This is a genomic window from Paenibacillus sp. Negev47 (genome assembly GCF_058313655.1).
Genome location: NZ_CM177754.1, coordinates 4185728 through 4212312 on the forward strand (window position 1 = coordinate 4185728; position 26585 = coordinate 4212312).

Annotated in this window: 30 protein-coding genes and 1 pseudogene; 3 read left to right on the plus strand and 28 right to left on the minus strand. The window is 45.2% G+C overall.

Going from position 1 to position 26585, the window contains the following annotated elements; all coding sequences use genetic code 11:
• Position 1: 1 nt before the first annotated feature.
• The 5 genes and pseudogenes from AC4G47_RS18645 to AC4G47_RS18665 all read right to left on the minus strand — a co-directional run bounded on the left by AC4G47_RS18645 (position 2) and on the right by AC4G47_RS18665 (position 3395).
• Positions 2 to 769: a nucleotidyltransferase domain-containing protein gene (locus AC4G47_RS18645; protein ID WP_491102179.1), complete on the minus strand. Its 768-nt coding sequence runs from the start codon at positions 767 to 769 to the stop codon at positions 2 to 4.
• Positions 770 to 1007: 238 nt separating this feature from the next.
• Complete coding sequence (locus AC4G47_RS18650; RefSeq protein ID WP_491102180.1) at positions 1008 to 1634, minus strand: Type 1 glutamine amidotransferase-like domain-containing protein; 627 nt, start codon at positions 1632 to 1634, stop codon at positions 1008 to 1010.
• A gap of 51 nt (positions 1635 to 1685) precedes the next feature.
• Positions 1686 to 2015, minus strand: a pseudogene (locus AC4G47_RS18655) (VOC family protein); the annotation flags it as partial.
• 179 nt (positions 2016 to 2194) lie between these two features.
• Positions 2195 to 2803, minus strand: a complete 609-nt coding sequence (locus AC4G47_RS18660; RefSeq protein ID WP_491102181.1) for a dienelactone hydrolase family protein — start codon at positions 2801 to 2803, stop codon at positions 2195 to 2197.
• Between the two features lie 391 nt (positions 2804 to 3194).
• The gene (locus tag AC4G47_RS18665; protein WP_491102182.1) at positions 3195 to 3395 is read right to left on the minus strand and encodes a helix-turn-helix domain-containing protein; all 201 of its coding nucleotides are present in this window, start codon (positions 3393 to 3395) and stop codon (positions 3195 to 3197) included.
• A gap of 171 nt (positions 3396 to 3566) precedes the next feature.
• Here AC4G47_RS18665 and AC4G47_RS18670 point away from each other — a divergent pair, with 171 nt between their 5' ends.
• Positions 3567 to 3854, plus strand: a complete 288-nt coding sequence (locus AC4G47_RS18670) for a hypothetical protein (RefSeq protein ID WP_491102183.1) — start codon at positions 3567 to 3569, stop codon at positions 3852 to 3854.
• 159 nt (positions 3855 to 4013) lie between these two features.
• Here the strand turns inward: AC4G47_RS18670 and AC4G47_RS18675 are convergent, their stop codons facing one another.
• From AC4G47_RS18675 to AC4G47_RS18715, 9 genes are all read right to left on the minus strand, one after another.
• The gene (locus AC4G47_RS18675; protein ID WP_491102184.1) at positions 4014 to 4523 is read right to left on the minus strand and encodes a GNAT family N-acetyltransferase; all 510 of its coding nucleotides are present in this window, start codon (positions 4521 to 4523) and stop codon (positions 4014 to 4016) included.
• Between the two features lie 230 nt (positions 4524 to 4753).
• Positions 4754 to 5251 carry a hypothetical protein gene (locus AC4G47_RS18680; protein WP_491102185.1) on the minus strand — a complete coding sequence of 166 codons (498 nt, stop codon included), beginning with the start codon at positions 5249 to 5251 and terminating at the stop codon, positions 4754 to 4756.
• 246 nt (positions 5252 to 5497) lie between these two features.
• The gene (locus AC4G47_RS18685) at positions 5498 to 6127 is read right to left on the minus strand and encodes a histidine phosphatase family protein (protein WP_491102186.1); all 630 of its coding nucleotides are present in this window, start codon (positions 6125 to 6127) and stop codon (positions 5498 to 5500) included.
• A 248-nt stretch (positions 6128 to 6375) separates the two neighbouring features.
• Positions 6376 to 7473 carry a Gfo/Idh/MocA family protein gene (locus tag AC4G47_RS18690; RefSeq protein WP_491102187.1) on the minus strand — a complete coding sequence of 366 codons (1098 nt, stop codon included), beginning with the start codon at positions 7471 to 7473 and terminating at the stop codon, positions 6376 to 6378.
• A gap of 247 nt (positions 7474 to 7720) precedes the next feature.
• On the minus strand, positions 7721 to 8893 hold the full coding sequence (locus AC4G47_RS18695; RefSeq protein WP_491102188.1) for a Gfo/Idh/MocA family protein: 1173 nt from the start codon (positions 8891 to 8893) through the stop codon (positions 7721 to 7723).
• Positions 8890 to 9804 (minus strand): sugar phosphate isomerase/epimerase family protein, encoded by a 915-nt coding sequence (locus AC4G47_RS18700; RefSeq protein ID WP_491102189.1) that lies wholly within the window; start codon positions 9802 to 9804, stop codon positions 8890 to 8892. Before AC4G47_RS18700 ends, AC4G47_RS18695 begins: the two co-directional genes overlap by 4 nt.
• A 253-nt stretch (positions 9805 to 10057) precedes the next feature.
• The gene (locus tag AC4G47_RS18705) at positions 10058 to 10555 is read right to left on the minus strand and encodes a metallophosphoesterase family protein (RefSeq protein ID WP_458126464.1); all 498 of its coding nucleotides are present in this window, start codon (positions 10553 to 10555) and stop codon (positions 10058 to 10060) included.
• 34 nt (positions 10556 to 10589) lie between these two features.
• Complete coding sequence (locus AC4G47_RS18710) at positions 10590 to 11024, minus strand: Rrf2 family transcriptional regulator (RefSeq protein ID WP_491102190.1); 435 nt, start codon at positions 11022 to 11024, stop codon at positions 10590 to 10592.
• Positions 11025 to 11066: 42 nt separating this feature from the next.
• Positions 11067 to 11444 carry a DivIVA domain-containing protein gene (locus AC4G47_RS18715; protein ID WP_017689054.1) on the minus strand — a complete coding sequence of 126 codons (378 nt, stop codon included), beginning with the start codon at positions 11442 to 11444 and terminating at the stop codon, positions 11067 to 11069.
• Between the two features lie 199 nt (positions 11445 to 11643).
• Between AC4G47_RS18715 and AC4G47_RS18720 the strand changes: the two genes are divergently transcribed.
• Complete coding sequence (locus tag AC4G47_RS18720; RefSeq protein WP_458126462.1) at positions 11644 to 12210, plus strand: TraR/DksA C4-type zinc finger protein; 567 nt, start codon at positions 11644 to 11646, stop codon at positions 12208 to 12210.
• A gap of 190 nt (positions 12211 to 12400) precedes the next feature.
• Here the strand turns inward: AC4G47_RS18720 and AC4G47_RS18725 are convergent, their stop codons facing one another.
• The 8 genes from AC4G47_RS18725 to AC4G47_RS18760 all read right to left on the minus strand — a co-directional run bounded on the left by AC4G47_RS18725 (position 12401) and on the right by AC4G47_RS18760 (position 17843).
• The gene (locus tag AC4G47_RS18725) at positions 12401 to 12646 is read right to left on the minus strand and encodes a hypothetical protein (protein WP_491102191.1); all 246 of its coding nucleotides are present in this window, start codon (positions 12644 to 12646) and stop codon (positions 12401 to 12403) included.
• Positions 12647 to 12792: 146 nt separating this feature from the next.
• Complete coding sequence (locus tag AC4G47_RS18730; protein WP_491102192.1) at positions 12793 to 13020, minus strand: helix-turn-helix domain-containing protein; 228 nt, start codon at positions 13018 to 13020, stop codon at positions 12793 to 12795.
• Between the two features lie 77 nt (positions 13021 to 13097).
• Complete coding sequence (locus AC4G47_RS18735; protein ID WP_491102193.1) at positions 13098 to 13817, minus strand: MFS transporter; 720 nt, start codon at positions 13815 to 13817, stop codon at positions 13098 to 13100.
• 120 nt (positions 13818 to 13937) lie between these two features.
• Entirely contained in the window at positions 13938 to 14213 is a 276-nt protein-coding gene (locus tag AC4G47_RS18740) for a barstar family protein (protein WP_491102194.1), read from the minus strand.
• 13 nt (positions 14214 to 14226) lie between these two features.
• Positions 14227 to 14667, minus strand: a complete 441-nt coding sequence (locus tag AC4G47_RS18745; protein WP_491102195.1) for a ribonuclease — start codon at positions 14665 to 14667, stop codon at positions 14227 to 14229.
• 267 nt (positions 14668 to 14934) lie between these two features.
• Positions 14935 to 15942 carry a Gfo/Idh/MocA family protein gene (locus AC4G47_RS18750; protein ID WP_491102196.1) on the minus strand — a complete coding sequence of 336 codons (1008 nt, stop codon included), beginning with the start codon at positions 15940 to 15942 and terminating at the stop codon, positions 14935 to 14937.
• A gap of 2 nt (positions 15943 to 15944) precedes the next feature.
• Positions 15945 to 16319 (minus strand): replication termination protein, encoded by a 375-nt coding sequence (locus tag AC4G47_RS18755; protein ID WP_105598241.1) that lies wholly within the window; start codon positions 16317 to 16319, stop codon positions 15945 to 15947.
• Between the two features lie 375 nt (positions 16320 to 16694).
• Positions 16695 to 17843 carry an acyltransferase gene (locus AC4G47_RS18760; protein WP_491102197.1) on the minus strand — a complete coding sequence of 383 codons (1149 nt, stop codon included), beginning with the start codon at positions 17841 to 17843 and terminating at the stop codon, positions 16695 to 16697.
• 62 nt (positions 17844 to 17905) lie between these two features.
• Here AC4G47_RS18760 and AC4G47_RS18765 point away from each other — a divergent pair, with 62 nt between their 5' ends.
• Positions 17906 to 18307, plus strand: coding sequence for a YidH family protein (locus AC4G47_RS18765; protein ID WP_491102198.1), 402 nt, complete (start codon positions 17906 to 17908; stop codon positions 18305 to 18307).
• Positions 18308 to 18467: 160 nt separating this feature from the next.
• On the opposite strand, the gene AC4G47_RS18770 is transcribed toward AC4G47_RS18765, so the two are convergent.
• The 6 genes from AC4G47_RS18770 to AC4G47_RS18795 form a co-directional block, all read right to left on the minus strand.
• Positions 18468 to 19073: a general stress protein gene (locus AC4G47_RS18770; protein ID WP_491102199.1), complete on the minus strand. Its 606-nt coding sequence runs from the start codon at positions 19071 to 19073 to the stop codon at positions 18468 to 18470.
• A gap of 109 nt (positions 19074 to 19182) precedes the next feature.
• Positions 19183 to 21702, minus strand: coding sequence for an ATP-dependent helicase HrpB (gene hrpB / locus AC4G47_RS18775; RefSeq protein WP_491102200.1), 2520 nt, complete (start codon positions 21700 to 21702; stop codon positions 19183 to 19185).
• Between the two features lie 142 nt (positions 21703 to 21844).
• Positions 21845 to 22651, minus strand: coding sequence for an SDR family oxidoreductase (locus tag AC4G47_RS18780; protein ID WP_491102201.1), 807 nt, complete (start codon positions 22649 to 22651; stop codon positions 21845 to 21847).
• A gap of 188 nt (positions 22652 to 22839) precedes the next feature.
• Positions 22840 to 23682 (minus strand): PP2C family serine/threonine-protein phosphatase, encoded by an 843-nt coding sequence (locus tag AC4G47_RS18785; protein ID WP_491102202.1) that lies wholly within the window; start codon positions 23680 to 23682, stop codon positions 22840 to 22842.
• Positions 23683 to 23692: 10 nt separating this feature from the next.
• A complete protein-coding gene (locus AC4G47_RS18790; protein ID WP_145318689.1) occupies positions 23693 to 24445 on the minus strand; it encodes a vWA domain-containing protein in 753 nt (250 codons plus the stop codon).
• Between the two features lie 34 nt (positions 24446 to 24479).
• A complete protein-coding gene (locus tag AC4G47_RS18795; RefSeq protein ID WP_491102203.1) occupies positions 24480 to 26558 on the minus strand; it encodes a hypothetical protein in 2079 nt (692 codons plus the stop codon).
• Positions 26559 to 26585 lie beyond the last annotated feature (27 nt).

Here is a 26585-nt window from a genome sequence, read left to right on the forward strand (position 1 = left end):
GTTAGCCAAAGGAAGTTCTGGAAGCAGCCATTGTATTTAAGGCGTTCTCAAAATAGCTATATACTTCATCTGCAATTGCCAGAAACTCTTCAACAAGTACATTACTATCCAAGTAACAAGCATACAGATAATCAACTAAAGCGGAGTCAATATCGCAATAGTCCAATATGGCATTCTTCATCTTAATCATGTCATCTTGCCATACACCTGTATCTATTAAAACCAAAGAGTATAATGCACGAATTAATCTCTTAGAATAACCTTTAACATATCTAGTTTTAATTGTGTGATCACTAGCATTAGAAAGTAAACGATGTATACGATCTACTTCCTCCTTGGTCTCTGTATTTAAGTCTAAAATGAACTCTGGAGAAATAATGATCGGTGGTACTTCTTCACCAACGTCATGACCATACATGCAAACACAAATGACCTTAACCCAAAAACCCCACTCATTCGGTTTGCTTAATACATCGTCCATCGAGCAAATGGTCGTATCAATCTTAGTTACGACTGGATATTCTTCCAAAAGCCTGTCTTTGATATTTGACAATCTTTCGTAATCAATATCTTTGGGATTGACACATACAATAGTAAAGTCTGCATCTGACTTAAAAGGTTTAGCTGTTCCTTTTGGAATCGAGCCACACATATAAATGCTATGAATCTTACCTTTAAATTCGTTAAGTATATGATCTATATACTTATCAACCAAATCCTTATATTCACTTTGTATTGCAATTCTATTTATAACTTTTTCTAATATCATATAGACTCCTCCTAAAATAAAGAACTTCTTTCGGCTAACGTTGTTGTATTCACGAACCCGAGAGGCTTAAGGCAGCGAAGCTGCCGGGGCCGACGGACTTAGCCTCGCAGGAGTTGTCTGCTGGATACTACTTCCTCGAAATCCCACTGGCAGACCAAGTGGCGTAGCCCAGCAGCGTGAATACGGTGTTAGCAAATTTCAGGGGCTTCTTCGAGCTACTTTCGATGAATTTACACTTTCAATGTGCTTGGTTCATTAAGATTGAGATATATTCTTCATCTTTAAGCCTTGTCACCTTACAGTTCTCATTGAATTCAAATTCTACTATTCTCTCTTCAATTGTTTTATTAGTACTATCTTTAAATATGTCCTCTCGATCATAGTGAGGAAAAATAAGCTTGTCGGTTACACCTAATGCCTTAAAATCCGTTAAATTCATTGTGTTCATCTGAGGAGTAAAGAAATCGACAATGTTAATATTCGGCCCCAGTAATAACGTTCCTGCACTTACTCCGACTATAATTACATTCTGTGCGGCCAGTGTTCTGATAATTTCATCAGCACCACTTTTTTTAGCGTAATACAATAGTGTAAATGGATTTCCACCATTAATATATATAACATCTCTATGTAAGAGAATTTGCGGGTCATCAAATTCAATATCTACAAAATTGATATGCTGAAATCCCATGTCCTTAAACTCTTGCATTGCTCTTTGTGCATATCTATTAGTTTCTTTTCTAGGGGATGCTGTTGTAATAATTGAGACTTTTAATTGAGAAATATCTCCATCAATAAAATCCAGAAATTGATTTTTAATATCTTCAGTATAAAAACCACAAGAGGTTAGTAACAAGCTACTCATTGAAATCACCGTCCTTAACTAATAGTTTATCTAATCTTTATAATTTAATTAAGCATTCCCCTGATTAGGCCTGACAAATGGATTGATTGAATCTCTTTTTCCAAATGGGACAGGCTCTATTTCAATAGTTTGAAGCCATTTCACACTGTCCCTAAGATCTTCATAACTAACTCGAAATGCTATATGCCTTAATGATGGATGATAAGAAGTGATATACTCTTCGCCCTGCCATAGACCCACCCAACTCTTTTCTTTTTCAATCCAGAAGAAAGCTGTATCTTCATCTCTTCAGGCCAGCTCTAATCCTAATTTAGAATAAAATTCGATTGATTGATGTAAGTCGCTCACTGGTAAATGTGCTTCATACAACCCAAGTATCATGTTTTCTCCCTTCAATCTGCCGGTTTCAGATAACGTCTCTCGTATTCACGAACCCGAGAAACTTAAGGCCCAGGGCCAGCCTCGACGGGGTTAGGTTCGTAGGGTTGTCCGCCTAGATCACTTCCTAGAAATGCCTCGGGCGGACCGAGGGCCAAATCGCCCGAGGCGTGAATACGTGGTTATCTGATTAATGTGCCTTCTTCGATTCGCTTAAAAAATTCTATGCTTTTATTTGTACATTCCATGTACTCTTTGCGGTTATAGGTTCTGTAGTATGGATTCATAAATCCATGTTCAGCTTCAATAATTTCTACAGTAACGTTCTTCTTATTATTTATTTTGTTTTCCAATTCAAGTACATTAAATGATTTCTCACACACTGGAAAAAATAATAAGGTTGGACATCTTGATTCTATTTCTACATAATTTCTAATTCTCGATCCATAAAATCCAATAATTCCTTCAACCACATACTCACTACACATCCATGCAATTGTTGCTCCGATGCTAAATCCAACAATATAAATCTGTTCAAACTTCGTTCTATTTGTATCTATTATTTGTTCTACTTCACCTAATGATTTGGTAAATCCAACTTCGTTCATGAAATAGGCATACGCTTCATCTTCTTTGTCATAAGAATAGAATTCTCGATGTAATAGATTTGGAATTAGGACATCAAATCCTTCTTTGATCATTACGTCACTAAATGATTTTATATGATCGTTTATTCCATATATTTCATGAAGGATAATGATTAATGAATTTCTTGAATTATATTTGTACATTTAATCCCCATCTTTCTAAAATGACTTCGCACAGGTTTCCATGTTCACGACGTCCCACCACCTTAAGTGAACGAAAGTGAGCCAAAAGATATCGGTTCTGCATCAAATATACTTATCCCGAAAGTAGTTTTTATATCTTCAAGTATTTCATATAGAATACTCTCAGGTTCTTTCAAAATCATAATAGGGTTATCTCCTTAATCTGATAATGGTTTTACACCGGTTTCATATATACATTCCTGATTCATGAACCCCAAAGGGGTTGTCTGCTGAAATTCCTCTTTGAAATTCATCTGCAGACTAAGGCTCCGACAGGAACCGCAGCTTAAATATGTTGTTATACGACGGATTCTCATCTCTGAGTAACCAGCCGGACATTATTATCCCATCATTAATCTGCTATATGCTCCAGTAAATCTCCAGGTTGGCATTCTAATGCCGTACATAATTTATCAATTACTTCTAAAGATACATACTCATTCGTGTTGAGCTTTGCCATCGTTGCCGATGAAATCCCCGTCATTTTTAATAAATCTTGTTTCTTAATCTCCCTGTCAATCAATAATTTTTGAAATGGTTTATAACTTATCATCTGGTACTCCTTCATATCCGAATTAAATTTTTCTTTAATTATATGAAAATATATTTCCCTAATCAAAAATATCTTTGATATGTCTTGACTACAATTTTCATTATGATAAAATAATATTCAACAAGTTAAATTTTTGTTCGTAAAATAAAATATAACGGACGGTGATCATTTATGTACAATTCTTTAGAAGTCTTACTTGATTCGTTGATTCGTAATCGAATTGAAGCCTTATATAGCGATCTTCTCAAGAACAACACCATCTATAATCAATTCTCATCTGATCGAAATCTTTACTTCAAACAGTTACATGAACTTATACCTCAGGATATGCATAAAACTCTATTTCTTTACGATGATGCAGACCTCTCAGTTCAAACAATCCTAGAACGTGAAATCTACTTGCAAGGTTTTAAGGATGCTCTTCAATTACATAATGAATTAAATATAACTTCTAATTGAGAGCCAAACTCTCTCTTTTCATTTGATCTGTCGTATAACGTTCCGTATTCACGACCCAGCGTATGCTGGGTGTCCGGTGAATGCCGGACCAAGGACGAATATCCGCAGCGTGAATATTATGTGATATGATGTCAGCATCTTCTACGAATAATCTAGCATCTATTCTTTCATTTGAAATACTTGAACAGGTCCATTCCAGTTTTCATTGTCTAATATAACTTCTTCGTAATTCCCATCTGTTAACTCGTTAATTACCTTGTTCCAGAAAAAATTTGCTGCCCTATTTTGTGGAGTCTGTCGTACTTCCCACGTCCCTTTATAGGTATTGAAAACAAAACGTGCTACTTGTTTTCCATATCCCTTATTTCTGAATTTGCGCATTATAAAAAAATCACTAATTACATTTGTGTGGGTTGCTGTACTTGCTTTTACATATTCTTTAGGGACATCTGTTAAAACAAGTACAAAGCCAGCCAGTTCTCCATTAATCTTTAAGTAAAATGGCTTACGATATTCATCTGTCCACTGATGATCTAGGTACTTGTAAAGATAAACTCCATGATTAGTCAATTCATGTCCATCAAATTCACTTGAGTCATATCTATAGAACTGCATCAAACTGTTTAAGATAATTTTATCATCATATGGAACTTCCAAGATCTCCAACATGTTATTTCTCCTCTGTCTGCAATTTTTCATTTATTTTATGTATATGTTTTTCCATTTTGGTTTCATATACGCCTTAATTTTTTTTGCTGATTTCCGATAACGTTCCTGTATTCATGAACCCGTAGGGTTGTCTGCTGAAATGCTTCTCCGAAATCCATCTAGCAGACCCAGGCTCCAGCGGAGCCGCTGCTTGAATATGATGTTATACGAGGGACTTTTCATCATTAAATTCACTTAAAAAAAATGTCTTTTATATATCCTCCAATAAATCCAGCAACAATAGCTGTAAGTGCTATCTTCGAAAGATCCCACCAAAAACTAATAGTTTTTTGCTTCTTTTCTCTTAGTAAACGTTCAATCTGGATATTCATAATACTCTTTGATTCTTTTTTATAATGTTCTAATTTCAAGTAAGTTGGTTCAAAACTTGTAAGTTTTTTCGCTTCATCGAATAACAATATACTTTGATTTTCTATTATTATATTTATTTGCTTTTTTAGTACTATGATTTCTGTTTTTTTTAGCAGTTTTAACTTACTAAATTCCTCAATATTACTAATAATCTGATTGTTTAGTTCCATGAATCCAGAAGTAATAATATCATCACTTGCAAATGCTGCTGTTAACACATTCCTTTTATTCAATTCACTAATTGTTTCCCCCATAGCATCTCTGATTTTATATTCAATAATCATTTCTAAATCTTCTACTAATTTAGTAAATTTCATCGACTTCTCCCATACTTATATTTATTCAATAGTTTTTCGTATAACGTTATTGTATTCACGAACCCTCACTACCTTAAGCCCCAAAGGGGCGGCCGCGATGCGGTTAGGTAGTGCAGGGTTGTCCGCTGAATCTACTCCACCGAAATCCCTCTTGCGGACCGAGGGACAGCGCAGCCGGCCAGATTCGTTAATGCGGTGTTATATGATGTCATCGTCTTCTTAGAGATACTTAACAATATCTTTCTTTTATTCGAGATGCTTTGTACAATTGAATAGAACGCACTCCCATTCTCTTTCATTCAGTTTAATAATCGTAATTGATGTATTTTTTATATTTGTTTTAGTGAAGATCTTCGGAAATAAATGTTGTAGTGTCAGTCCAATTAATGCTCCATGGCTAATTATTAGAATTCGTTTATTCGGATACTTAATACTGACTTCTCGAATAAAGTCTATACCACGTTTTGCAACTTCCTCAAAAGGCTCCATTTCCAAACTTTTCAAACGCCAATCAGTTCCCCATTTCATAATTCGCTCTTCTTCGGTGGTGCCTTCAATTTGACCACAGTTAATTTCTCTTAACCGGTAATCAGCAGTTACCGAATTTATTCCTAATGCATTACTAATAACTTCAGCTGTTTGCAAAGCCCTTATTAAGTCACTCGAGTAAATAAAATCCCATTGTTCACTATAAACTCTTTTAGCAGTTGCTTTAGCCTGTGCCAATCCTTCCTCATTTAATGGAATATTTGAAATACCTTGTGCCTTACCGAGAGAGTTCCATTCAGTTATTCCATGCCTTATTAATCCAATGGTTGTTGTCATATATAAACTTTGCCTTTCCAATGTATTTACGCTGATTTCATATAACATCATATCTACGAACTTCGTAAATACTTCTCTTTTCAAACAATATCCGAACTACATATAATATAACCCATATTAATCCATCTGCGAAGTCACGAACATATTTAAAAAAGCAGCCCCAGTGTGAACTGCTCCATCGTTAGAAAAGACTAACCTGTGGATGCAGTTTAACGTTTGGGCTGCTCTTTCTTCACTCAACAATAAAAGAATTACTGATATCCTTCACCAATCAACCTTTGCCCTCTTCAGCTAAAACATTACTTCGCTCCACCACTCCAGACAACTCGCTCGCTCATGGCTTTGTGCTGTGCAATCAGGCAGAGTTCTGCCGCTTTGAACGCATGCTCCTGCGTCATGGCTGTCTCGGTCCGGTCCAGACAATCGCGAATGAGTTGGCCAAAGAAAGGATAACCAATTTTGCCTTTTACATTGTAGCGGTACTCCCCTTCATGATTGACCAGGTACACCTGATCCCCCTGAGGTTCCCTTGCGATGTCGATATACTTCCGCAGTTCGATATAACCATCCGTTCCCAGAATAACCGTACGTCCATCGCCCCAGGTGCCCAGACCGTCTGGTGTAAACCAATCCACTCGGAAGTAACCGGACGCTCCGTTATCACCAATCAGAGAGGCCTCGCCGAAGTCCTCCAGCTCAGGGAACTGGGGATGATTGAAGTTATGCACACGACTGAACCCTACCTCAGCGTCCGTACATGATGCAAACGTCAGAAATTGTTCTATCTGGTGACTCCCAATATCACAGAGAATACCTCCATACTGCTCATGATTGAAGAACCAGTCGGGTCTTCCTCCGGCATTTAAGCGATGCGGGCCTGTACCCATAACTTGCACTACTTTGCCGATTGCCCCTTGTTCGATGAGCTGCCCCGCATAGATCGCACTTTCTACATGCAGTCGTTCACTGTAATACACCATGTACTTTTTGCCCGTTCGCTTCACTTCTTCTCGTGCAAGCTTTAATTGCTCCAGCGTGGTAAACGGTGCTTTGTCTGTAAAATAATCCTTGCCTGCGGCCAGAACTCTCATGCCAAGCGGCGCACGATCTGAAGTGATTGCTGCACTTGCCACTAGTAACACCTCATCATCTGCAAGCACTTCCGCTTCCGATGCCGCGACTTGAGCCTGTGGGAACTTCTTCCGAAATGCCTCTACCTTCGCCGGGTCCGGATCATATACCCATTTGAGGGTAGCTCCAGCATCCAACAATCCTCCAACCATGCCGTAAATATGCCCGTGATCCAGCGCAACAGCAGCAATGGTGAACTCACCCGGAGCACATACGACCTCTTTTGTGACACTTTTCGGTGCATAAAACATCCCGTCTTTAGCCATGTCATCCCATCCTTATTATAAAATTATGATTACAATGAACTCGTCTATATAAGCTGAACTAGAGATTATTTACACAGACACTACGATGACAGAATAACCTTCCAATCGCTGTTATCCCCAGATTTTTTGATTCCCTTTTCCAAAGGGGAAAATCCGGGGATAAAGGCGAACGCTTCGCTTTTCCAGGTTTTCCCTGTCCTCTCCGTTACGTGTACATGATTAGTTCAACTTATATAACAAATTGTCTTCATTTAAACGTCTGACTCAAATCAGCAGGTTGACTGCCACTGAATGCCTTGTCTTTCTTCGTTGTTGAACCAGCAATACGTTCTTGCAAATGCTCATAGAACAGATCCTCGTCGATCGGCAGATCCACCCAGTTATCCGTCCAGGTGGACAGCAACATCGCATTCGACAATGTTAATCCGTGTATACCATCCTCACCGGGAGCAATAAGTGGTGCGCCTGTACGAATTGCATCCACCCAGTTGCGAATTAGGCCAGGGTGACCCGTCTCCACACCCGTAATCGGAATCTCGCATTTCCAACATTCTGGCTGTCCAAAACCCCCGGTAAACCGCTGATTGAATTCAGGCTCAGATTCCCGAAGTCGCCAGAAAGTAAGTTTGCCATCTTCAATGACGATTTTACCTCGGTCTCCGTTGACCTCGAATCGGTTGGTACCCGGTGCTTCGCCAGTAGTCGTTACAAAGACGCCTGTTGCACCATTTTCATACTCCACATAAGCCGTTACATCATCTTCTACTTCAATGTTCCGATACTTGCCAAACGAACAGAAAGCACGCATTCGCACCGGCATCATGCCAATGGTCCACTGCCACAGATCCAGTTGATGCGGGTCCTGGTTAATCAGTACACCGCCACCTTCCCCTGCCCATGTCGCACGCCAGCCGCCGGAATCATAGTAACTTTGAGATCGGTACCAGTTCGTAATAATCCAATTGGTACGCCGTACCTCGCCCAGTTCTCCCGAAGCGATTAAGTCTCTTAGTTTAATGTAGAGTGGGTTGGTTCGTTGGTTGTACATCATAGAAAAGACTTTGCCGCTAGTTGCGGCCGCTTCATTCATCTTGCGTACCTGTTTCGTATACACGCCCGCTGGCTTCTCAATCATGACATGCAAGCCATGCTGGAAAGCCTGAATGGCCTGTTCCGGATGATCATAGTGCGGCGTTGCAATAATAACTGCATCAATCGTACCCGAAGACATCATCTGCTCTGCATCCTGCCAATAGGTAACCGTAGGAGGAAGATGAGCGGATACCCAGCTTTCCATCTCTCTTCTTACATCACATACAGCGACCAGTTCTGCGCCAGGCACCTCTCCGGCCACCAATGTTCTGGCATGGGATGCTCCCATATTTCCAATACCAATCACGGCTACTCGTACAATACTCATGCCTGCTCCCCCTCTTCCACACGACGCTTAATTTCAGTGAATACATCTGCAAAATGCTGTAACATCGCCTTGGATTTCAAGGCACCACTGAAGTCCTCAATTCCGTAGTATCCGTCATATCCGACGGCTCTCAGATCCCGGAACATCTGTACCCAATCCACCATGCCTTCAGTCAACGGTGTCCAGTGACATTTCCAGGGTGTATTCAGACTCATTCCGTTGCTATGTTCAGTCACATTAGCCTTTTGCGAATCATTCGCTCCTGCTTCAAACCACCCGGCATTTTTCACATGCACATGAGCCAGATAAGGACCCAATAACTCAAGTCCCATCCGATGATTCTCATATCCTTCATGTACCATGTTGCCCGGATCGTACAATACACCAACATGCTGCGGGTCCAGCGATTGCACCAGTCGATAGGCCAGCGAAGCTGTCGGTGCAATCGTCTGATGATGCGTCTCTACAAGGGCCTTGATCTTGTACTGTTTGGCTAGATCCTGTACTTCACTCAGATAATCAACGGCTTTACGATACAACTCAGGATAGCTGGTCTTGCGATCATATCCGGGAACACCAACACGCATCATCGAAGCTCCTAACCCTGCTGCAGCCTGAAACGCCTGCTCTGTAGCAGACAGATCTCCACAGTTCAGATACGGTACGAGTGCAATGGATCTTCTACCTTGGCTTACCGCCGCTTCACGGAATACAGGAATCTGTTCCTGCCAGCGACTTGGATCTACCGAGCATCGATTATTTCTCCAGTAAGAAGGTTCCTCGGATATCGCATCTTCAGGAATTCCGCGAAAACGCCACTCGATTCCATCGATCCCGGCTGCTGCTGCAGCTGATGCCAACTCTTCTGCATTCAAATCTGGGGTAGCTACGGTGAATACAGATAATTTCATCTATGTTCCATCTCCTTATGTAAACGTATTCAATTCATGTCGTAAAGGCATTGTATCACTCCACTGAACGTGACCATAGGGGAAAACGCCAACAGGTGAATGACAGATAACGAACAGAGCACATTCCCCATTCAGAGATAACTCCCAAGGGATCAGATGACCAAAAACCAAAAAGACACCCCTGAAACAGAATTCGCTTCTGTTCAAAGATGTCTTCTCGTTCTGGTCTATTCTGCAACATGTACGCAACTGTCTAATCCCGGTCAAAGAACACGTGTTCAGCCTGTATCTTCCCTTGCTCGATCGTCATGATTCCAAATGAATATTGCTTCTGAAAACGTCGATCTGTCGGTGACCCAGGATTAAATACCAGCATATTGTCCACCGTGTGCATTACCGGAATGTGTGAATGTCCATAGATCACAGCATCTACCTGTTGGCCTGCAAAGGTATGGATTGCATTTTGCTCTGTACCCTTTGACCCTCGATGACCATGCACAAGACCCAGACGAAGTCCCTCCACCTCAACAATACGAGAGTACCCCAGTTTTTCAGCGATTTCGGACGGGTCCGTATTACCAGCTACTCCTTCAACCGGTGCATACTCGCTAAGCATTGGATGTACACTCCAATCCGACCAGTCACCGGCATGAAGAATCAGATCGGCACTCGGCAATACATCAAGGAGCCTAGTTGGTAACTTGCCTGATTTTCGTGAGAAATGTGTGTCGGAGATGACTATGACTTTCATATCACAACCTCCTTTCCTTTACGCCCTTTTGCATTTACTCTGTCTGCGATGCAACAGCTTGCATCTGGGAGCTGGAACGCTCCATATCTTCGAGCGTGATCGACGCAAAAAACTGTTCTACCTTAGCCTCGGCAACCTGATACAGATTATTCAGCAGGCTGTCAATATGCAAGCCCACCTCACAATCTGGGTTACAATTGCCATGAATCGGAAACAGTGGGCCTTCATCCTTAGCAGCCTGATAGATCATGGCTAATGTGATTTCACTTGATGGCTTCGCCAGATAGAAGCCTCTTGTTCCAGGAGAAGAATTCACTAATCCTGCCTTTTTCAGCCTGCCCAGAATACGTCTTACGACGACAGGGTTGGTATTCACGCTACCTGCGATATGTGCAGACGTGATTCGTTCAGGCGCGCTGAGTGACAATAACAACAGACAATGCACACTGACCGAAAAATGAGTACTCATGATTAACCACCTTTATTTAATATCATCCCAGACATGCTGACATTATTCAGAGAACAGATCCTTTTCGGGACGTGCTCTGATCTTGAGTTGTCGCACACTGTATTCCAGTTGTTTCACAATATCATCCAGCTGTTTACGATCAATCTTGGTCGGATCTTCTACCGGTTTTGCGGACGACTTGAGATCCCGAATCGTTAACTGCTGTTCTTGCCATTTGTCCATCAGATCTGCAATATTGGCATAGAAACGTTCGTAATCTTTGATGACCAGGTCAAGGTAAGCATCCACCTCATCCGGATCATAACCACGAAGTTTATAATTGAATTGTTTTTCATGAATCGATAACGCATCTAGCTGTACACCCAATTGTTTGAACAATTGTCTTTGTTTATCCAATCTTCGTTTCATATGTTCATCCATATTGACAACCTCCATTATAGGCCAAGCCGTGGTTCTATTTCCTGTGAAGAACATACGGCATTTTCTCTCTCTATTTTTTATAACACATAATCCGTCAGATATAAAACGATACGACCCTTTTCCTGACGAAAATGATTGCTTTTCATCTAATTCGGGTAAGGACACACTACACCCCACAATGGGAAAGGAGCATGTCCTTATGAGTACATTAACCCAAGATCAACGTCAAGAACTGAAAAACGCCCTTTTGGAGCAACGCGAAAACTTGCAGCGTCATTTTGAATCCAGCATGGAAGACGGTGCTCCGGCCCAGTCGCTGAAAGATTCAACCGGTGAGCTGTCCTCCTATGACAATCATCCGGCAGATGCCGGTACAGAAACATTTGAACGCAGCCGTGACCTGGCGATCGACGATACATTAACAGACGAATTCAATCAAGTGAACGACGCATTGGAACGTATGGAGCAAGGTACATACGGAACCTGTGTAACGTGCGGAGAGGATATCCCCTTCGAACGACTTGAGGCTATTCCATATACGGCATACTGTATTGACGACACGCCTAACCGGGAGATCAGCAACGATCGGCCTGTTGAAGAAGAGGTAATGACCATGCCTCCAAGTGGTGCTGGAGAAGGAAGACAGCAGAACGCCGGCAAGTTCGACAACGCGGATGCTTGGGAAGCAGTCGAGGAATATGGTACATCCAACTCCCCCGCAACCGCAGCCAAACGTGATGTGAAGGACTATGATGAGAACATGTAACATCGTTATGAACTCAAACAGTAAGCGTCAAAATTGAATTCGATTCAATAGGATGCTCCACCATTAGCCTTTCTTGTCACGCATTAAAAAGCCGCCAATGGCGGCTTTTTCTAGTTTTCTCCAAAGCAGTCTCTCACGTTTGCCTTTGCTTGCTTCCAGCGATAACGCTGAACCCATAAATTCCGTCCGTTTATTCTTCCGACTCACTATCAGATAATGCAGATTCCTGCCGCTTCGAATCTGTACGAGACGCTTTCGAAGTTGATTTGGCCTTACCGGATGTAGCTTTCTTTTTCTCTTTTGCATCTGTCTTAGATGCAGGTATTTTCTCTAACGGTCTAGAGAGAGCAGAAAATAACTGAAAGACCTCATGTTCCCCTTGATGATTCTCTTTCGTTGTATAGGGTTCACAGAGTTTAATGATATTTTTATACAACTGCTCTACTTCCTCACGGGTTGCATACAGCGTGATGTCGGAGAGAAACATCCGATCTTCGTTTTCCGCCTAATGCATGAATCGCTGACGACTTTGTTCGAACATCTCATTCAATAATTTAAGCGTTTCGGACCGAAACACCTGTTTCAATGGTAAGTTTTCCTTGTCTTCTTCTTCGTGACGGAGATGGATCTCTCCGGTAAATGGTTCGTAGTATTTCGCAATAATCTAATCTCACGTGTGGAAACGATGGTGAGCAGACCGATTTTCTCCAACTTTTTCACATGATAGTGTACTTTGGCGAGCACCTCACCCATCTGATCAGCGATCTCTTTGACCGTAGAGGCCCTGCCCCGCTTATTAAACATATTCATAATCTGTATCCGATACGGATCGGAGTAGATTTTAATTTCTTCAATTGTGGAAAGAACTTTGCTGCATCCCTGTATCCTCATTTCCGGGGTACCTGTTGCCCATCGATGCCTCTATTATACCGCTGCATCAGGGCTTCGGTCAAAACAAGCCGGAGCTGGCATGCTACATAAAATCGTATAATAATCGCTTCTGAATGTACTTCACAAAGCGTTCGAAAACTTTTGCTTAGAAGCAGCATACCTGCTGACATGGCAAGCATAATACCAAAGACAATAATAATTAAAGCACTTAGTGCAAACAACCCAGCATCAATCAGGATCGTCCACGCAATGCCTATTGTAGCAATGATTGCACCCGCCACTGCAAGTCCTGCGAGCTCTGCCACTCTGGTTGCGGAAGACGACATGGCATTACCGGAGAGCAGCATCGATTGGGGGAGCAATCGGGGCACACTGGACACTTCCGCAGGAACAGTAAAGCATTCCAGCAAAGAATTCAGAATCGTGATGACAAACAGATGCCAGACTTCGAGTTGCCCCAGTCCGAACAACAGGGCTATAATACCCACGAACAACCCGCGACTGGTATTGGTAATCACAATCACTTTTTTGAGAGACATGCGATCAACCAAAGCACCGGCGAACAGACCCAGGAGGATATTGGGCAAGAAATTCACCGCCAGCAGCCTACCCATCAGCACTTTCGAACCGGTCAGAATGTATACCATCCAGCTGTATGCAATCGAATCAATGGAATCACCAAATCTGGATACAACTTTACTAAGCATAAACTGCATGTATGGCCTGATTCGTAATCAACAACGGACTTTTTGATCCACTTCCTAAAACAAAAAAACAGACCACATGTGGTCTGTTAGGTTGGGCTCATCATATTTATAAACGCCTACATTTTCTGCCTACTTCTCAATACTCAATTGAAATCCGGACTGCTCAGCCTGTACCTCGAGCATCAGATTGCGTACCCGGTCTGCTTCATTCCCCAGTCGTTCTTCGCTGATTCGGTAGTTGGTCCATTTTAACTCAAGTGGAAGCTCAATTGTCCCCGTCAGGCAGTCCCACAAAGCGTCGAGATTACCGCCATAAAAATCTGGCAGATGCAGCTTATCCTTCAATTGCTGATGAAGTTCAGCCGTACTGGTAAATTCTTGTCCATCCAGAATCACAATATTCATGGCTGTCCTTCCTTTATTTCATCCGTGTAAATGATGCATAGTGGTCTGTCGTTTTGTAGATGAGTCCATCATTGGAATACACGATCCGATCAGAATTACGGAAACCGGAAGTATAGTTGATATCCGCTTCACGCCATGTACGTCCGCTTGCTGATGGCAGAAGACCCTCACGATTGCCGAATGTATCTCCGCCGATGCTTTTCCCAGGAGCGACGACAGCCAAGTTTCCTTTTGACGCTACCCAGCCGAGTCCTGTTGCCTGTGATTTGGTAATAAAGTTACATGGCAATGTTCCATTTGCACTCAAATAGTTTGCTACACCTGTAAATGTATTGATAATGGTACATGTTGCAGCAGATGCCTTCTGCTGTGGAACTGGAGTGAGCTGTGAACCTGTGAGGAAAACGAACGTTAACAACAATGCCAGTACAGCGGTTGATAGTAATCTTCTCATTAATTCGGCCTCCCGATCCTTCAAAGTAGATGAACCTGTCACGATATGTGTTCTGTAAGCCGCAACTCTCTAGTTGGATGTTCTGCTAGATTATAGTAAACAAGTCATCTCATGACTATTTATATCACATCATTTTGGTAGAAATATCAAATGAAGACGTTCAAATTGTAAAATATTATAATTATAACATTTTAAGACAGAAAAAGACTCTCATCTCTGAAGATGGAGTCTACATGTTTTAGTATGTTTGATCTGGTTTGAATTGGTCTAATCGATCAGCTGCACACGTTGACGAGTTCGTGCCGATTCCAGGCACGCATCAATGACACGCATGTTTTGAATGGTATTTTCCGGACTGAAAGGCAAGGCCTCTCCTTCAAGTGCAGCAGCCGCAAACGTTTCAACCTGTAGAACATAGGAATTGGATACCGATACACGCTCCTCACGACTAACCGAATCCGTGTGCACAATAATCTGAGGTGGAATATCACTATTCTCCCAGCCAAACACTTTTGGCAGTTCGATTCGCCCATCCGTTCCCAGGATCTCCATCTCCGCTCTTCCTGAAGCCCACATGCCACAGTCAAAGGTTAAGGCTACCGAATTCGGAAATTCCACCAGTCCCGAAGCCATCATATCCACCCCATCATGCTCGTCCGAAAATAAAGCATGTACTGTCACCGCTTCCGGCTCTTGTCCCAGATACATCCGTGCCGCCGAGATTGGATATACGCCAAGATCAAATAACGATCCGCCGCCCATCTCTCTTTTGAATCTTACATTTTCCTTATCATCTGCGGTATTACAGGTGAAGTTACCATGGATGGCTCTGACGGTACCGATCTCCCCGCTGGCTATAATCTCTTGCACACGTCTGTGCTTGGGATGATATCGATACATAATCGCTTCTGCAAATAGAACGCCTTGCTGACGACATACCTCGATCATTTCTGCCGATTCATCAGCGTTCAAGGCAGCTGGTTTCTCACATAAAACGTGCTTGCCAGCCTGTGCAGCTTTAATGGTCCATTCTTTGTGCATATGGTTAGGCAAAGGAATGTAGACGGCTTCGATATCCGGATCAGCGATGAGTTCTTCGTAACTGCCATAGGATCTGGCGATGCCGAGTTCTTCGGCAAGGGCTTCCGCTTTTTCCTTGCTGCGGCTGGCAATCGCCAAGACTTCACCCCGTTCGGACTGCTGGATTGCTGGAATGACTGCATTTCTGGCAATGGTTGACGTACCGAGTACACCCCACTGTAACTGTTTATCCATGCTTATCTTCCTTTCGTACCGTAATTGTCCTCATCTGCCTTGTGTAACATGCCGAGACAACGATCCAGATCCGTTTTGACCTGTTTCTTGTATAATTCAGCTTTCTCCGCACCATCATCCGTGAAGTGATATAGAACGATTTCCTGGAAATCGACCTTCGGATCATTACCCTTCAGCTTCTTCGTGCGATAAAATACACCCTGCTGTACCAATTCATGTAATGCCCGATATACCTCGCTCTGGGGTGGTACATAACCGTAGTCTTTGAATTCCTGCTTCATCGCCTCCAGCATCTCGTAACCATATCCCCTGTGCTGTTCAACCATCGTAATCAGATAGAGCTTGATAAATGCCCGTTGTGCAATCATAAAAGCCACGTTCATACCCCTCCTGTCAGAACCTATATATCTAGTATTATAAAACTTATGTTCGGGTTCTGCCATCTTTCTCCGCTTTGCCTCCCTTTTATCGATCTTATAAGAGGGCGAGAAAGTAAGGGTGTGAATACGCATCAACATAGAGGAAGCACAGAAAAAGGTTTTCTTTTGTGAATTTTTCATGTAATGAAATTTTAAAATAATTTTAAAAGTCGGTGTATCCAAGAGATTAATCTGAGCCATGCCAATTCCATGTATTAAACACAATGATGCAACGCTCGCATTTTGGTCGAACCTGTATGCCTGCAAGCCTGTAATTCTGCATTACTGCTTTACGCCATTACTCTGTTATGAATTTTTCATATGTTGATATATTCATTTATTGCGGACAGTCTTCGGTACGGTTCCCACAATCCATTTACCCCAGCTTACGCGGGAGATGAGCCATGTCAACACACAGGATAGGGCGAGAGCCAACAACCAGGTGATGATCATTCGAACGACAGGGTTCCAGCCCATAGCGACATAAAACAGTTCATCCGGAATATAGCTGTACCGCAGCATCAACATATGCATCAGATATCCGCCGTAGGATACACCACCAATCCATCCAAGCAATTGTATAGTCCTGAGATTGTGCAACTTACCAGCCAGTTGATACATGACCATAATGGAAGCAATCAGAAAGAGTGCCATATCAGGACGGATCAGGCTGACCGTATAAAACGTAATTTTGATTCCCTCCGGCTTCTGAAACTCCAGCATTAATAAATATGTAAACCGAAGACCCAGCACGGTAAACATCGTCCAATATACCCAACGTAACCGATGAATCCATTCATTCCAGCGCTGGACAGATAACCCCGCCGCTGCACCAAGCACAAAATAAAGAAAGAAATAGAGGAAATTGCGGTCTGCGTACGTTGTAAAAGCATCCGTCAGTACCGGGATATTCAGCCATTCCATGAATTTGGCGATGTTACCTAATTGATCTGCGAGCACCAGATACACAGCACCCGTAATCAGCAGCGCTATCATGCGCCCCTTGGCCTCATATCGGTTATATACATAACGAATGGCTCGCAAGAAGAGCGGAAATAACAGATAAAACTGGATCAGCATAATAATGTACCAGAAGTGTGAAGTGGTTTTGCCCGTAATCAACTTCAGGCCAAGGTCTGGGATATCATTCCATCCAAATCCGGTCCAGCCTCGCGGTGCAAGTGTAAAGTATATGAGTGACCAGATGAGATAAGGAACGATGACGTCGGTTACTCTTTTTCTCATGAACTTCCCATAATGCAGCTTGTCTCCCGTGTTATAAAAAAGCACCATACCTGTTATGAATATGAACAAAGGGACTGCAAATTTGGAGAGCATCAGCAGTATAGCCAATAACACGCCATCCTCCAGTCTCGTTTCCGGTACAAGGGCGTAATGTGCAATGGAGTGCTGGAGAACCACTGCTGCAAATGCTATTCCCCTTAAGCTCTCAATTTCTGTAATACGTTCTCTGCGAGGCATACATTCAGCCGTCCTTTCTTGGTTTTGCGATAAAAACAAAGTACAATGAAGCCGTAGATCTGATGAACGGAGTGATTCATATTTCTTTAACTGACAAGGACTTAACCACGATCGACTCCAAGTATGTTCAACAACATCTGGCTAACGAGCGAACTTTTCTGGCATGGGTACGCACCGGTATTGCCATGGCAGGCATCGGTTTTCTTGCTGCAGGATTTGGCTTCAATTCCTCAGCCTATGACCGTCTTGCGCACATTGCCGCGATTATCACAGGGATCACTTCTCTGATTGGCGGTATATCCATCATTTTATATTCGGCAGCGGCCTATCATCGGAAGCGTACACAAATCAATGAACAAACGTTTCAGGCATCGACCGGATTAATCCGGTTTCTTACCATGATGCTACTGGTGATTGGACTCGCTTTGGCTATTCTGCTGTATGTATTGTTATTCCCTGCTTGACTGGGTAAAAACACCACCGTCATTTATCATGTACAACTATATCACAGGGACAAAAGCCGGCCTCCCTTAAGGAAACCGGCTTATGACCATCTGGTGCATCCTGTATGTTATTCTGTTTTCAGGTATCATGTCATTTAATTCAACCAAGTAAGCGAAGCTTTTACAAGAATGTATTGTTACCCAATCGAGCTGCCTTGCTTTGGGCTTCCAATCTGCGTTCTTCCATATCCAGATCCGGACGTTCTGCGGGTACATCTCCGCGATGAGCTGCTTCAGCTCTGTCCCGGTTAATCTGGCTGTTGCTGCTGAATACATCGTACACATCGGAGTCCCGATCCGTGGAATCTACGAGCAGCAGGATTTTACCATTTTGTACATACTCCTCATACTGTCTGGCATCCTCTTCCGGAATACCCAAACCTACGAGACCACCAACAAGTCCGCCAGCTCCCGCACCTACAGCTGCACCAGTTAATGCTGCTGCAATGGGACCCGCGGCCAGAATGGGTCCTATGCCGGGTATGGCCAGTGCACCGATACCTGCGAGCAAACCAGCTACTCCACCAAGTACACCACCTGTTGCTGCACCCGCAGCCACGCCTTCAGGGGCTTTCGTACCTGTCTCTTCCCGAATCGCCTTCAGTTCATCCCGATCTTGCGTAATTACCGAGATTTCGTCTGAAGTGAATCCTTGTGCTTTCAGACCCTCGATAGCCTGTGATGCTTCACGTTCTGTATTAAACACACCTACGATTTTCTTCTGCATAGTGAATCCCTCCTCATCTTATTGAGTGGTTCGCTATGTTATTACCCGCTCTGTTTTCTTTCAAACGCTTGCAAGTCAATATACTAATCTGAAAAGAGAAATTAATTCATCATTTCCCCCGTGGTTTGGCTCGATTAGTCGCGACCGCTTCTAGTGGATTATCCGGCCAATAGTGCTTCGGATAACGGCCTTTCAGATCTTTTTTGACCTCAAAGTATGTCTCTCGCCAGAAATTGGCCAAATCACGTGTAACCTGTACAGGTCGCTGGGCTGGTGACAACAGGTGGATGGTCAACGGAACTCGCCCTCCAGCTATACGAGGCGTCTCCTGTTGTCCAAACATCTCCTGTAGTCTTACCGCAAGCGTAGGATCTTCCGGGCGGCTGTAGTCCACGAGAATACGGGAACCACTGGGCACCTGTATATGAGTTGGTGCTTCATCGTCCAGTTGTTGTCGCTGACTCCAGCTTAGTCCACCGAGCAATACATCATGCATTGATAATCTCTTTAGATCGGCTGCCGATCTCATGCCTGTCAGATAAGGTGCGAGATGTTCAGCCAGCTCTTCGGTCAGATCATCTTCGATCAGGTCTGGCCACTCGGGTAGATGGAGATGCAGGAACCTCAGCCTGTCCGCAAGTTGTCTGGACGCTTTGTTCCAGGGCAAACAGTCCAGACCTTCCATCCGTATTCCACTTAACAGTGCTTCGAGCACCTGATCTTCAGGTGGCTGTGCAATACTGCTCTCTTTGATTACAAGGGCTCCGATTCGTAGTCTCTTATGTGCCCGCACACTCCGAGTATTGGAATCCCAAGCCACTTGCACTTCATTGTGCAGCAGGTGCTGGCCTGCCTGCAACAATGTGTGCTCCTGCAACGGCGCAGCCAGCAGGATGCGCGCATCTGCGCCCTGGTCGTCTGCCTCGGCTGCGACCAGATAAGCTGAACGGCTCAGCGATTCTGTCGCTGCGAGCCGTACGCCGCGGCCGCTGCTCAGCAGATAGCGGCCGTCCTCCCGGCGTTGCCCGATCCGGTCCGGATAGGCGAAGGACAGCAGCAATCCGCAGCTGTCCTCATCCGGCCGCACCGGATCGGCCGCCGGGCCGAGCGCCGAGCGCAGCTGGCGGCTCTCCTGGAGCATGCGCCGCACGGCCGCGCCGTCTGCGACAGCCGCTGCCGCTTGCGGCATGCCGCTGCTGTCCGCGGTCAGCAGCGCTTCTACGCGCGGGCGGAGGTCCGTGCCCGCGCCTGCACTGCCACTGCTGCGGAGGCCGGCAGGCTCCTGCAGCAGTGCCGCCAGCATGCTGGCGTAGCTGGCCAGCCCAAGCTCCGCCGCGCGGAGCAGCATGCTGGCCAGTCGCGGATGCACGCCAAGCGTGTTCATCCGCCGCCCGAAGGGCGTGATGCGGCCTGCGTCGTCCAGGCCGCCCAGCTGGCGCAGCAGCGCCTGTGCCTGGCCGTAGGCGGCGTCAGGCGGGGGGTCCAGCCATTGCAGCTCTGCTGGGGACTGGACACCCCAGACGGCAAGCTCCAGCGCCAGCGGCGCAAGATCCGCGGAAGTGATCTCTGGCCGAGCTGCCTCAGGCAGCCCGCCATGAACCTCTTCGCTCCAGAGCCGATAACACACACCCGGGGCGATTCGCCCTGCACGCCCCCGTCGTTGATCGGCTGACGCCTTGGACACCGGCTGAGTGACAAGTCTGCTCATGCCCGTACGCGGCGAGAATGCCGATGCTCGACTCAACCCCGCGTCTACCACAATCTTAACTCCAGGGAGTGTGAGACTGGATTCAGCAATAGAGGTGGCGAGCACAATTTTGCGCGACCCCTCAGCGGCTGGCCGTATGGCCTCATCCTGTTGTTCCACCGGCATACTGCCATACAGAGAATGAACTTTCACCTGTGCAGGAAGAGAACCCTTCAATAACTCCCGCTCTGTACGATGTATCTCTTTTGCGCCAGGAAGAAAAACAAGCACGTCCCCCTCTTGTTCGGTCAATGCCTTGACTATGGTCTGAGCCGTGAATTGTTCCAGCTGCATAGCTGCTGGTCTCGGCACATATCGTGTTTCCACCGGAAACGTACGTCCCGGACAGTGAATTGATCTTGCATCTTCGCCAAGCAATGCACACACGGGAAAAGGATCAAGGGTTGCCGACATCACCAGCAGCTTCAGATCCGGACGCAACATCGCTCGGGATTCCAATGCTAGAGCCAGACCCAAATCCCCATGTAGATGACGTTCATGGAATTCATCGAATATAATCATCGCCGTGTCCTCAAGTCCCTGATCCTGCTGCAACATCCGGGTCAACACGCCTTCCGTCACAACTTCAATGCGTGTCGCCTGACTCACCCGTGTATCCATGCGTACCCGATATCCTACGGTCTGCCCAGCCTTTTCCCCAAGCGAAGCCGCCAGCCTCGATGCAGCTGAACGTGCGGCCAGCCTTCGGGGCTCCAGCATAATGATTTTCCGTCCGGCAACCCACGGCTCCTCCAGCATAGCGAGCGGTACGACAGTCGTTTTTCCCGCACCCGGTTCTGCAATTAACACACCTGTATCCTGATCCCGAAATAACTGTCTTAACTCCGGAATAATCTCTTGTATCGGTAAATCTATATGCATATTATCGCTCCTAATGAATGTACCCTACTGCTCTTCAGTATCACTGTTCGAATGTTAGCATTATAACAAAAAAAGCCGTTCCAGAGGAACGACTATCCAAGACACACTTATTTAGCATCATGAAATTACGCAACATACCTAATTAGCTGAGCAGTGATTCAGCACCATCAATGACAATCTCTGCTCCGGTAATATGTCTGGATTCTGATGAAGCGAGGAAGCTTACCAGATCCGCAACATGTTCCGGCTGACCCGGTCCATCTGCAAGTGGCTGCTGGCCTTCCGGGAACTCCATCGGAATAATGATCTGTTGCAGATCATCCGTTTTGACCGTACTTTGATCGATATTGGTCGCAATTGCTCCCGGACAGATCACGTTTACACGTATCTTGAACTTCGCCAGCTCAAGTGCAGCCATCTTGGTAAAAGCAACCTGCCCCGCCTTGGACGTGCTATATGCCGACATGCCAAAGCTTGAGAAGCGTTGATTGCCGTTAATCGAACTCGTAATGATAATGCTACCGCCACCCCGTTTTTTCAAGTGAGGCAATGCATATTTAACGGTGAAAAATGTGCCATTCAGGTTGGTAGTAATAATCTGTTGCCAATCTTCAACCTGAATATCTTCAATGGGTGCCGATACCCCGTTAATGCCCGCATTGGCAAAAACAATATCCAACCCACCGAATAACTCCACGGTTTCAAGCACTGCTTTTTCCACACGTGCCGGGTCGGAAATGTCAACATCAAATGCTCGCGCCGCACCTGGATGCACCGCATTAATCTCTGCTTCCGTTTCCGAGATCCGATCATTCACCAGATCAAACAGTGCAACTTGTGCACCTTCCTTGGCCATCTTAACCGCAGAGGCTTTCCCAATTCCTGAGCCTGCTCCGGTGATAATCGCCACCTTGCCTTGAAACCGTGACTTGCCGTTATGTTGTGTCATTATCCATCCACTCCTTCAATTTAGCAATTATGTAAGAATGTAAAGTCAAGCTCATCGTTAAAGTCAATTCTTCACAATATTACCCAAAAAGAGTGTCTTTTAAATCAACACCAGCAAGTTTTTTCACAGTTGATCTTCATCGCTGTTACGGCTACATCAGGTCACTTCAACACTTTATATCCAGCAGTTTACCATTCCAACTCAATGAAAGCGGCATCATCTTCAAGACCACCCGTATGTGTAGCATCCAGCAATACCTGAATGTGTTCATCGGGGACGTAAGCCTGGATCGCATCCAGGTCGTTCAGTCCATCTGTATATAACTGAAGACGTAGCGAGTCACTTGCTGTCCCTTTTGTCTCATAGATGTGCGGCTTGCCGCCCACGGGACCTTCAAGTGTAGACCAACGCTCATTCGTTTTGCAATGTGCCTGGAACATGTCAGACTGTTCCTGATTATTGCGCCAGAGGCGAATACGTGAATCTCCTTGCCACGCTAACCACACACGGCTTTTGCGACTTCCTCCTGTGAGCTCAATCCGCCCACAGACATACATGGCCTGACTGCCGCGGCTTCGCTTTTCCATTAATACTTCACGTAGCAACAGAGGGGAACTCTCCAGTGGTTGTATTTTCTCCAGTTGCTCGGATGCAGGAAGGGTCAGATCATGAAGAAGACGTTCCACGGCCTCAACCGTCGGGTGCTGCGTCGTTTCCAACCAATCCAGCAAAGCATTTCCCAGAAACCGTGCTGCAAAGTCGCCCAGATAACTCATGCCTACTCCATCACATAATACAAAATTGCAGACATTCCCATTCATGCGGACCGCAGCAAAATCCTGTCCGGAATCACCCTGATTAACCGTCTCTGCGGCTCTGCCGTAACCATATCTGCACTTGAATGCACCTTGATAACGAGTTAATGGCTGTTCTCCGGTCTGCACACTCACATACCGAAAGTTGCCATGCCGTTGCTCGGCATGGCCCCCCTTATCACCAGCAGACAATGTTGCCAATCGCATTGCTCTCATGATTCCCCTCCTATCTCACAGGCGTAGCAGCGGACATCTGGAACCCGATCGATACCAATTCTGCGCAGGTACCTGGCAGCATCATGAGTGCACCGGGAGCAAGCAAATAATCAGCTTCAACAAGCATTTCCCGATAACTTTCGGGCAGGACGGATGACATATTGCGCAGCTTCTCTCCATGCTCATCCTGAAGATTCGTTTCCGGAGAGATCCCCTTCCATCTTCTAGGTTCAGCAATCGGCCCTTCCAGCAGATGATCGGATATAAAAATATTCTCGACCAACACATTGCCGTCCGGCACACTCATGCCCATGATTCTTTTGGCAATCGGCTCGGGATCTTCACCTGTAGCCACCCCATCGGTCATGTGACATACAAGTGGCGCAGGACAATCCTGCATATTCGGAATTTCGGCCTGTAGAATCTTTTCCGCCTGTAGGAAAGCCTTCGCAGAATCCGAAAACCGCCTCGGTGTCAGGTCAGGCAACGAACCGACTGCAGCGATCTCGTCAATCCCTTTGATTCCGTTCAACAAGTCATATACATCATCACTATATGCTAATATCGCTATGCGATAGCGAGGTGTCAGACGATTCCCCTTCGTGGACCGAAACACCATTTGGCGAATTGCAAGTGATAATGCATCATAGACAACGTCAATCCGCCGACGATTTTCCAGAACCATATTCATGGAGGCGCTAATATCAATTAAATATATAATAAGTGCGGGTGTACGCTGTGATGCTTGAATCGTGTAGTTCATCTAGGGTGAGCCACCTCCGTCGTTCAAGTTGTTATTATAAGTTGGGCAACGTGTAGCTGTTGTTGCTCAAGAATTTGTTAATGGCACTCATTCGAGCCGCTACTTTGCCGACCCCTTTGAAATAAGCAGCATCGGTATTGTAAAGTTTTTTGAAATCACGGGCATACGATTCCGCATTTTCAATTTTTCTGCCTATTTGCGCATTATACGTTTTATTGTAATGAGCAATCAGCGTGACCACATTCTGCGCACGTTTTTTCTTGAGCGCAGCTGCCTGAGCGATCTCTTGCTGACGTTTAGCTTCAGCTGCCGCTTTACGCTCCGCTTCCTGTTTTGCAAGTTTGGCATCATTCTCTTTTTTCCAGACCAGATAAGCTTCATATTTTGCCTGTTTATCATACTTCTCCTGCTGTGCTTTCTTGGCAGCTTCTTTCTTCTGCTGCTCCTGCTTCACCAGATAGGCTTCATATTTTGCCTGCTTGTCATACTTGGCCTGTAATGCCTTGCGCTCTTCTTCTTTTTTCTTCGCTTCAGCTTCCTTTTGCTTGGCTTCAGCGAGCTTTTTCTTTTCCTCTGCGTCCAGTTTTGCGGCCTCCGCAGCCTTTTGTTTTTCTTGTTCTTCCTGCTGTTTGAGCGCTGCCGCCTTCGCAGCTTCAGCCTCTTCTGCAGCCTTTACCTCGGCCAGTCGTGTAGCTTCCAGTTGTTCTTGCTGCTTCACCTCTGCCTGATCCGCGAGTATTTTGACCGTTGGCACGGTTCCTGCCAGCAATACAATAAGCACAGCGGAAGAGATCATGAACTTTTTGGATCTGTAGAAAGGGACCGGTACAGGCTTACTTGTATCCTCTTTTGGATTGAGCTTGGCATCCAGTTCCTTGATTGCAGCCTCCACTTCCATCTGCATCGCACTGTTATGCGGAATAAAATGATACAGCGAACGATACACTTCCAGTGCAGCAGCCGGCTTGTCTTCATCCTCAAGGGCTCTTGCTTGCAGGAATAAACGGTTCACAACCGCTTCCTGATCAGGAGATTGTTGTGTTTGAGAGTTGTTCCCCTCTTGAACATTCGTTGTTTCGCTTGCTGGTTCTGAACTTTTTTTCAAATTATCATGAACAGCATCTGGCTGATCAGCACCCTTTTCTTCTGAGGTCGCAGCCGCCACCGCATGAGCCTGATGGACGTCTACCGCCGCCAGAGCAACATACCACTCACCAAAAGTCGGACAACTGCTCAGATCGTGACTTTCCCAGGCGCGAATAAACAGCTCGGAAAGTTTCGAACCCCAACGCTTCTCCAGTGACTCCCGCATTGTATAATAGCGTTCACTCACCGTTTGCATTTCATGTTGGTCAAAATAGCTTTCGCCCCACGCTTTCTCTACAATAACCGGGTCTGACCAGCTTAACATCTCAGCAATAATTACGGCTCCGGCAAATCGGTCAGCATAAGAACTCCACAAACCGCTGTGCACTGTTCGATGGGCCGCATAACCGGGTGACCCGGCAAGCAGGGCATCCGGACGATCCATCTTGGAACCGTACATCTGCTCGACATCCACGAGTTCTACCGCAGACGTCTTCCCCAGGTTCTCCACTTCGGAAAAAAACGGAATCATTACATTGGGCGCGGACATATCGCAATGAGCCAATCCACGCTGCTCCATCGCCGAACCCGTTCCGGCAAGCGCTCTGGCCAGCTTCAGGCTCTCTTCTGCCGTCAACTGTCTTTGATCACTGATCACGTCGAACCAGGTCTGACCTTGCACCCATGGCATCAATACCGCATATAACAGATCGGGATGTTTTCCAATGAGCGCTCCGTTTCTTTCCGGAGTGAGCACATCACGCTTGCATACCTGCAAACCTGGCAGTTCACTATAGGACTCCATATGCTCAGACTGATATACCATAGCAGGAATACGGAATTTAGGGAAAAATACTTTTAGTGCTTTGGCCCCATGAATGGAACCATTACGGGGTATCAATTGATAAACAATCCCCTGCCTTCCGGCTTGGGCATAAGCCAGACCCGGCGCAGCCGGATGTTGCCCAATCGTATAGGCAATGTCGTTAATCACCACTTCATCCCCGGGATTTGGTTGAAAAGACATGCTTATCCCTCTCTCTGTCCTAGTGTC

Bases quoted from the DNA above. Each gene is read 5' to 3' on its own strand.
- AC4G47_RS18645 (WP_491102179.1), bottom strand. From the start codon at position 769: ATGATATTAGAAAAAGTTATAAATAGAATTGCAATACAAAGTGAATAT.
- AC4G47_RS18650 (WP_491102180.1), bottom strand. From the start codon at position 1,634: ATGAGTAGCTTGTTACTAACCTCTTGTGGTTTTTATACTGAAGATATT.
- AC4G47_RS18660 (WP_491102181.1), bottom strand. From the start codon at position 2,803: ATGTACAAATATAATTCAAGAAATTCATTAATCATTATCCTTCATGAA.
- AC4G47_RS18665 (WP_491102182.1), bottom strand. From the start codon at position 3,395: ATGATAAGTTATAAACCATTTCAAAAATTATTGATTGACAGGGAGATT.
- AC4G47_RS18670 (WP_491102183.1), top strand. From the start codon at position 3,567: ATGTACAATTCTTTAGAAGTCTTACTTGATTCGTTGATTCGTAATCGA.
- AC4G47_RS18675 (WP_491102184.1), bottom strand. From the start codon at position 4,523: ATGTTGGAGATCTTGGAAGTTCCATATGATGATAAAATTATCTTAAAC.
- AC4G47_RS18680 (WP_491102185.1), bottom strand. From the start codon at position 5,251: ATGAAATTTACTAAATTAGTAGAAGATTTAGAAATGATTATTGAATAT.
- AC4G47_RS18685 (WP_491102186.1), bottom strand. From the start codon at position 6,127: ATGATGTTATATGAAATCAGCGTAAATACATTGGAAAGGCAAAGTTTA.
- AC4G47_RS18690 (WP_491102187.1), bottom strand. From the start codon at position 7,473: ATGGCTAAAGACGGGATGTTTTATGCACCGAAAAGTGTCACAAAAGAG.
- AC4G47_RS18695 (WP_491102188.1), bottom strand. From the start codon at position 8,893: ATGAGTATTGTACGAGTAGCCGTGATTGGTATTGGAAATATGGGAGCA.
- AC4G47_RS18700 (WP_491102189.1), bottom strand. From the start codon at position 9,804: ATGAAATTATCTGTATTCACCGTAGCTACCCCAGATTTGAATGCAGAA.
- AC4G47_RS18705 (WP_458126464.1), bottom strand. From the start codon at position 10,555: ATGAAAGTCATAGTCATCTCCGACACACATTTCTCACGAAAATCAGGC.
- AC4G47_RS18710 (WP_491102190.1), bottom strand. From the start codon at position 11,024: ATGAGTACTCATTTTTCGGTCAGTGTGCATTGTCTGTTGTTATTGTCA.
- AC4G47_RS18715 (WP_017689054.1), bottom strand. From the start codon at position 11,444: ATGGATGAACATATGAAACGAAGATTGGATAAACAAAGACAATTGTTC.
- AC4G47_RS18720 (WP_458126462.1), top strand. From the start codon at position 11,644: ATGAGTACATTAACCCAAGATCAACGTCAAGAACTGAAAAACGCCCTT.
- AC4G47_RS18730 (WP_491102192.1), bottom strand. From the start codon at position 13,020: ATGAATATGTTTAATAAGCGGGGCAGGGCCTCTACGGTCAAAGAGATC.
- AC4G47_RS18735 (WP_491102193.1), bottom strand. From the start codon at position 13,817: ATGCAGTTTATGCTTAGTAAAGTTGTATCCAGATTTGGTGATTCCATT.
- AC4G47_RS18740 (WP_491102194.1), bottom strand. From the start codon at position 14,213: ATGAATATTGTGATTCTGGATGGACAAGAATTTACCAGTACGGCTGAA.
- AC4G47_RS18745 (WP_491102195.1), bottom strand. From the start codon at position 14,667: ATGAGAAGATTACTATCAACCGCTGTACTGGCATTGTTGTTAACGTTC.
- AC4G47_RS18750 (WP_491102196.1), bottom strand. From the start codon at position 15,942: ATGGATAAACAGTTACAGTGGGGTGTACTCGGTACGTCAACCATTGCC.
- AC4G47_RS18760 (WP_491102197.1), bottom strand. From the start codon at position 17,843: ATGCCTCGCAGAGAACGTATTACAGAAATTGAGAGCTTAAGGGGAATA.
- AC4G47_RS18765 (WP_491102198.1), top strand. From the start codon at position 17,906: ATGAACGGAGTGATTCATATTTCTTTAACTGACAAGGACTTAACCACG.
- AC4G47_RS18770 (WP_491102199.1), bottom strand. From the start codon at position 19,073: ATGCAGAAGAAAATCGTAGGTGTGTTTAATACAGAACGTGAAGCATCA.
- hrpB (WP_491102200.1), bottom strand. From the start codon at position 21,702: ATGCATATAGATTTACCGATACAAGAGATTATTCCGGAGTTAAGACAG.
- AC4G47_RS18780 (WP_491102201.1), bottom strand. From the start codon at position 22,651: ATGACACAACATAACGGCAAGTCACGGTTTCAAGGCAAGGTGGCGATT.
- AC4G47_RS18785 (WP_491102202.1), bottom strand. From the start codon at position 23,682: ATGAGAGCAATGCGATTGGCAACATTGTCTGCTGGTGATAAGGGGGGC.
- AC4G47_RS18790 (WP_145318689.1), bottom strand. From the start codon at position 24,445: ATGAACTACACGATTCAAGCATCACAGCGTACACCCGCACTTATTATA.
- AC4G47_RS18795 (WP_491102203.1), bottom strand. From the start codon at position 26,558: ATGTCTTTTCAACCAAATCCCGGGGATGAAGTGGTGATTAACGACATT.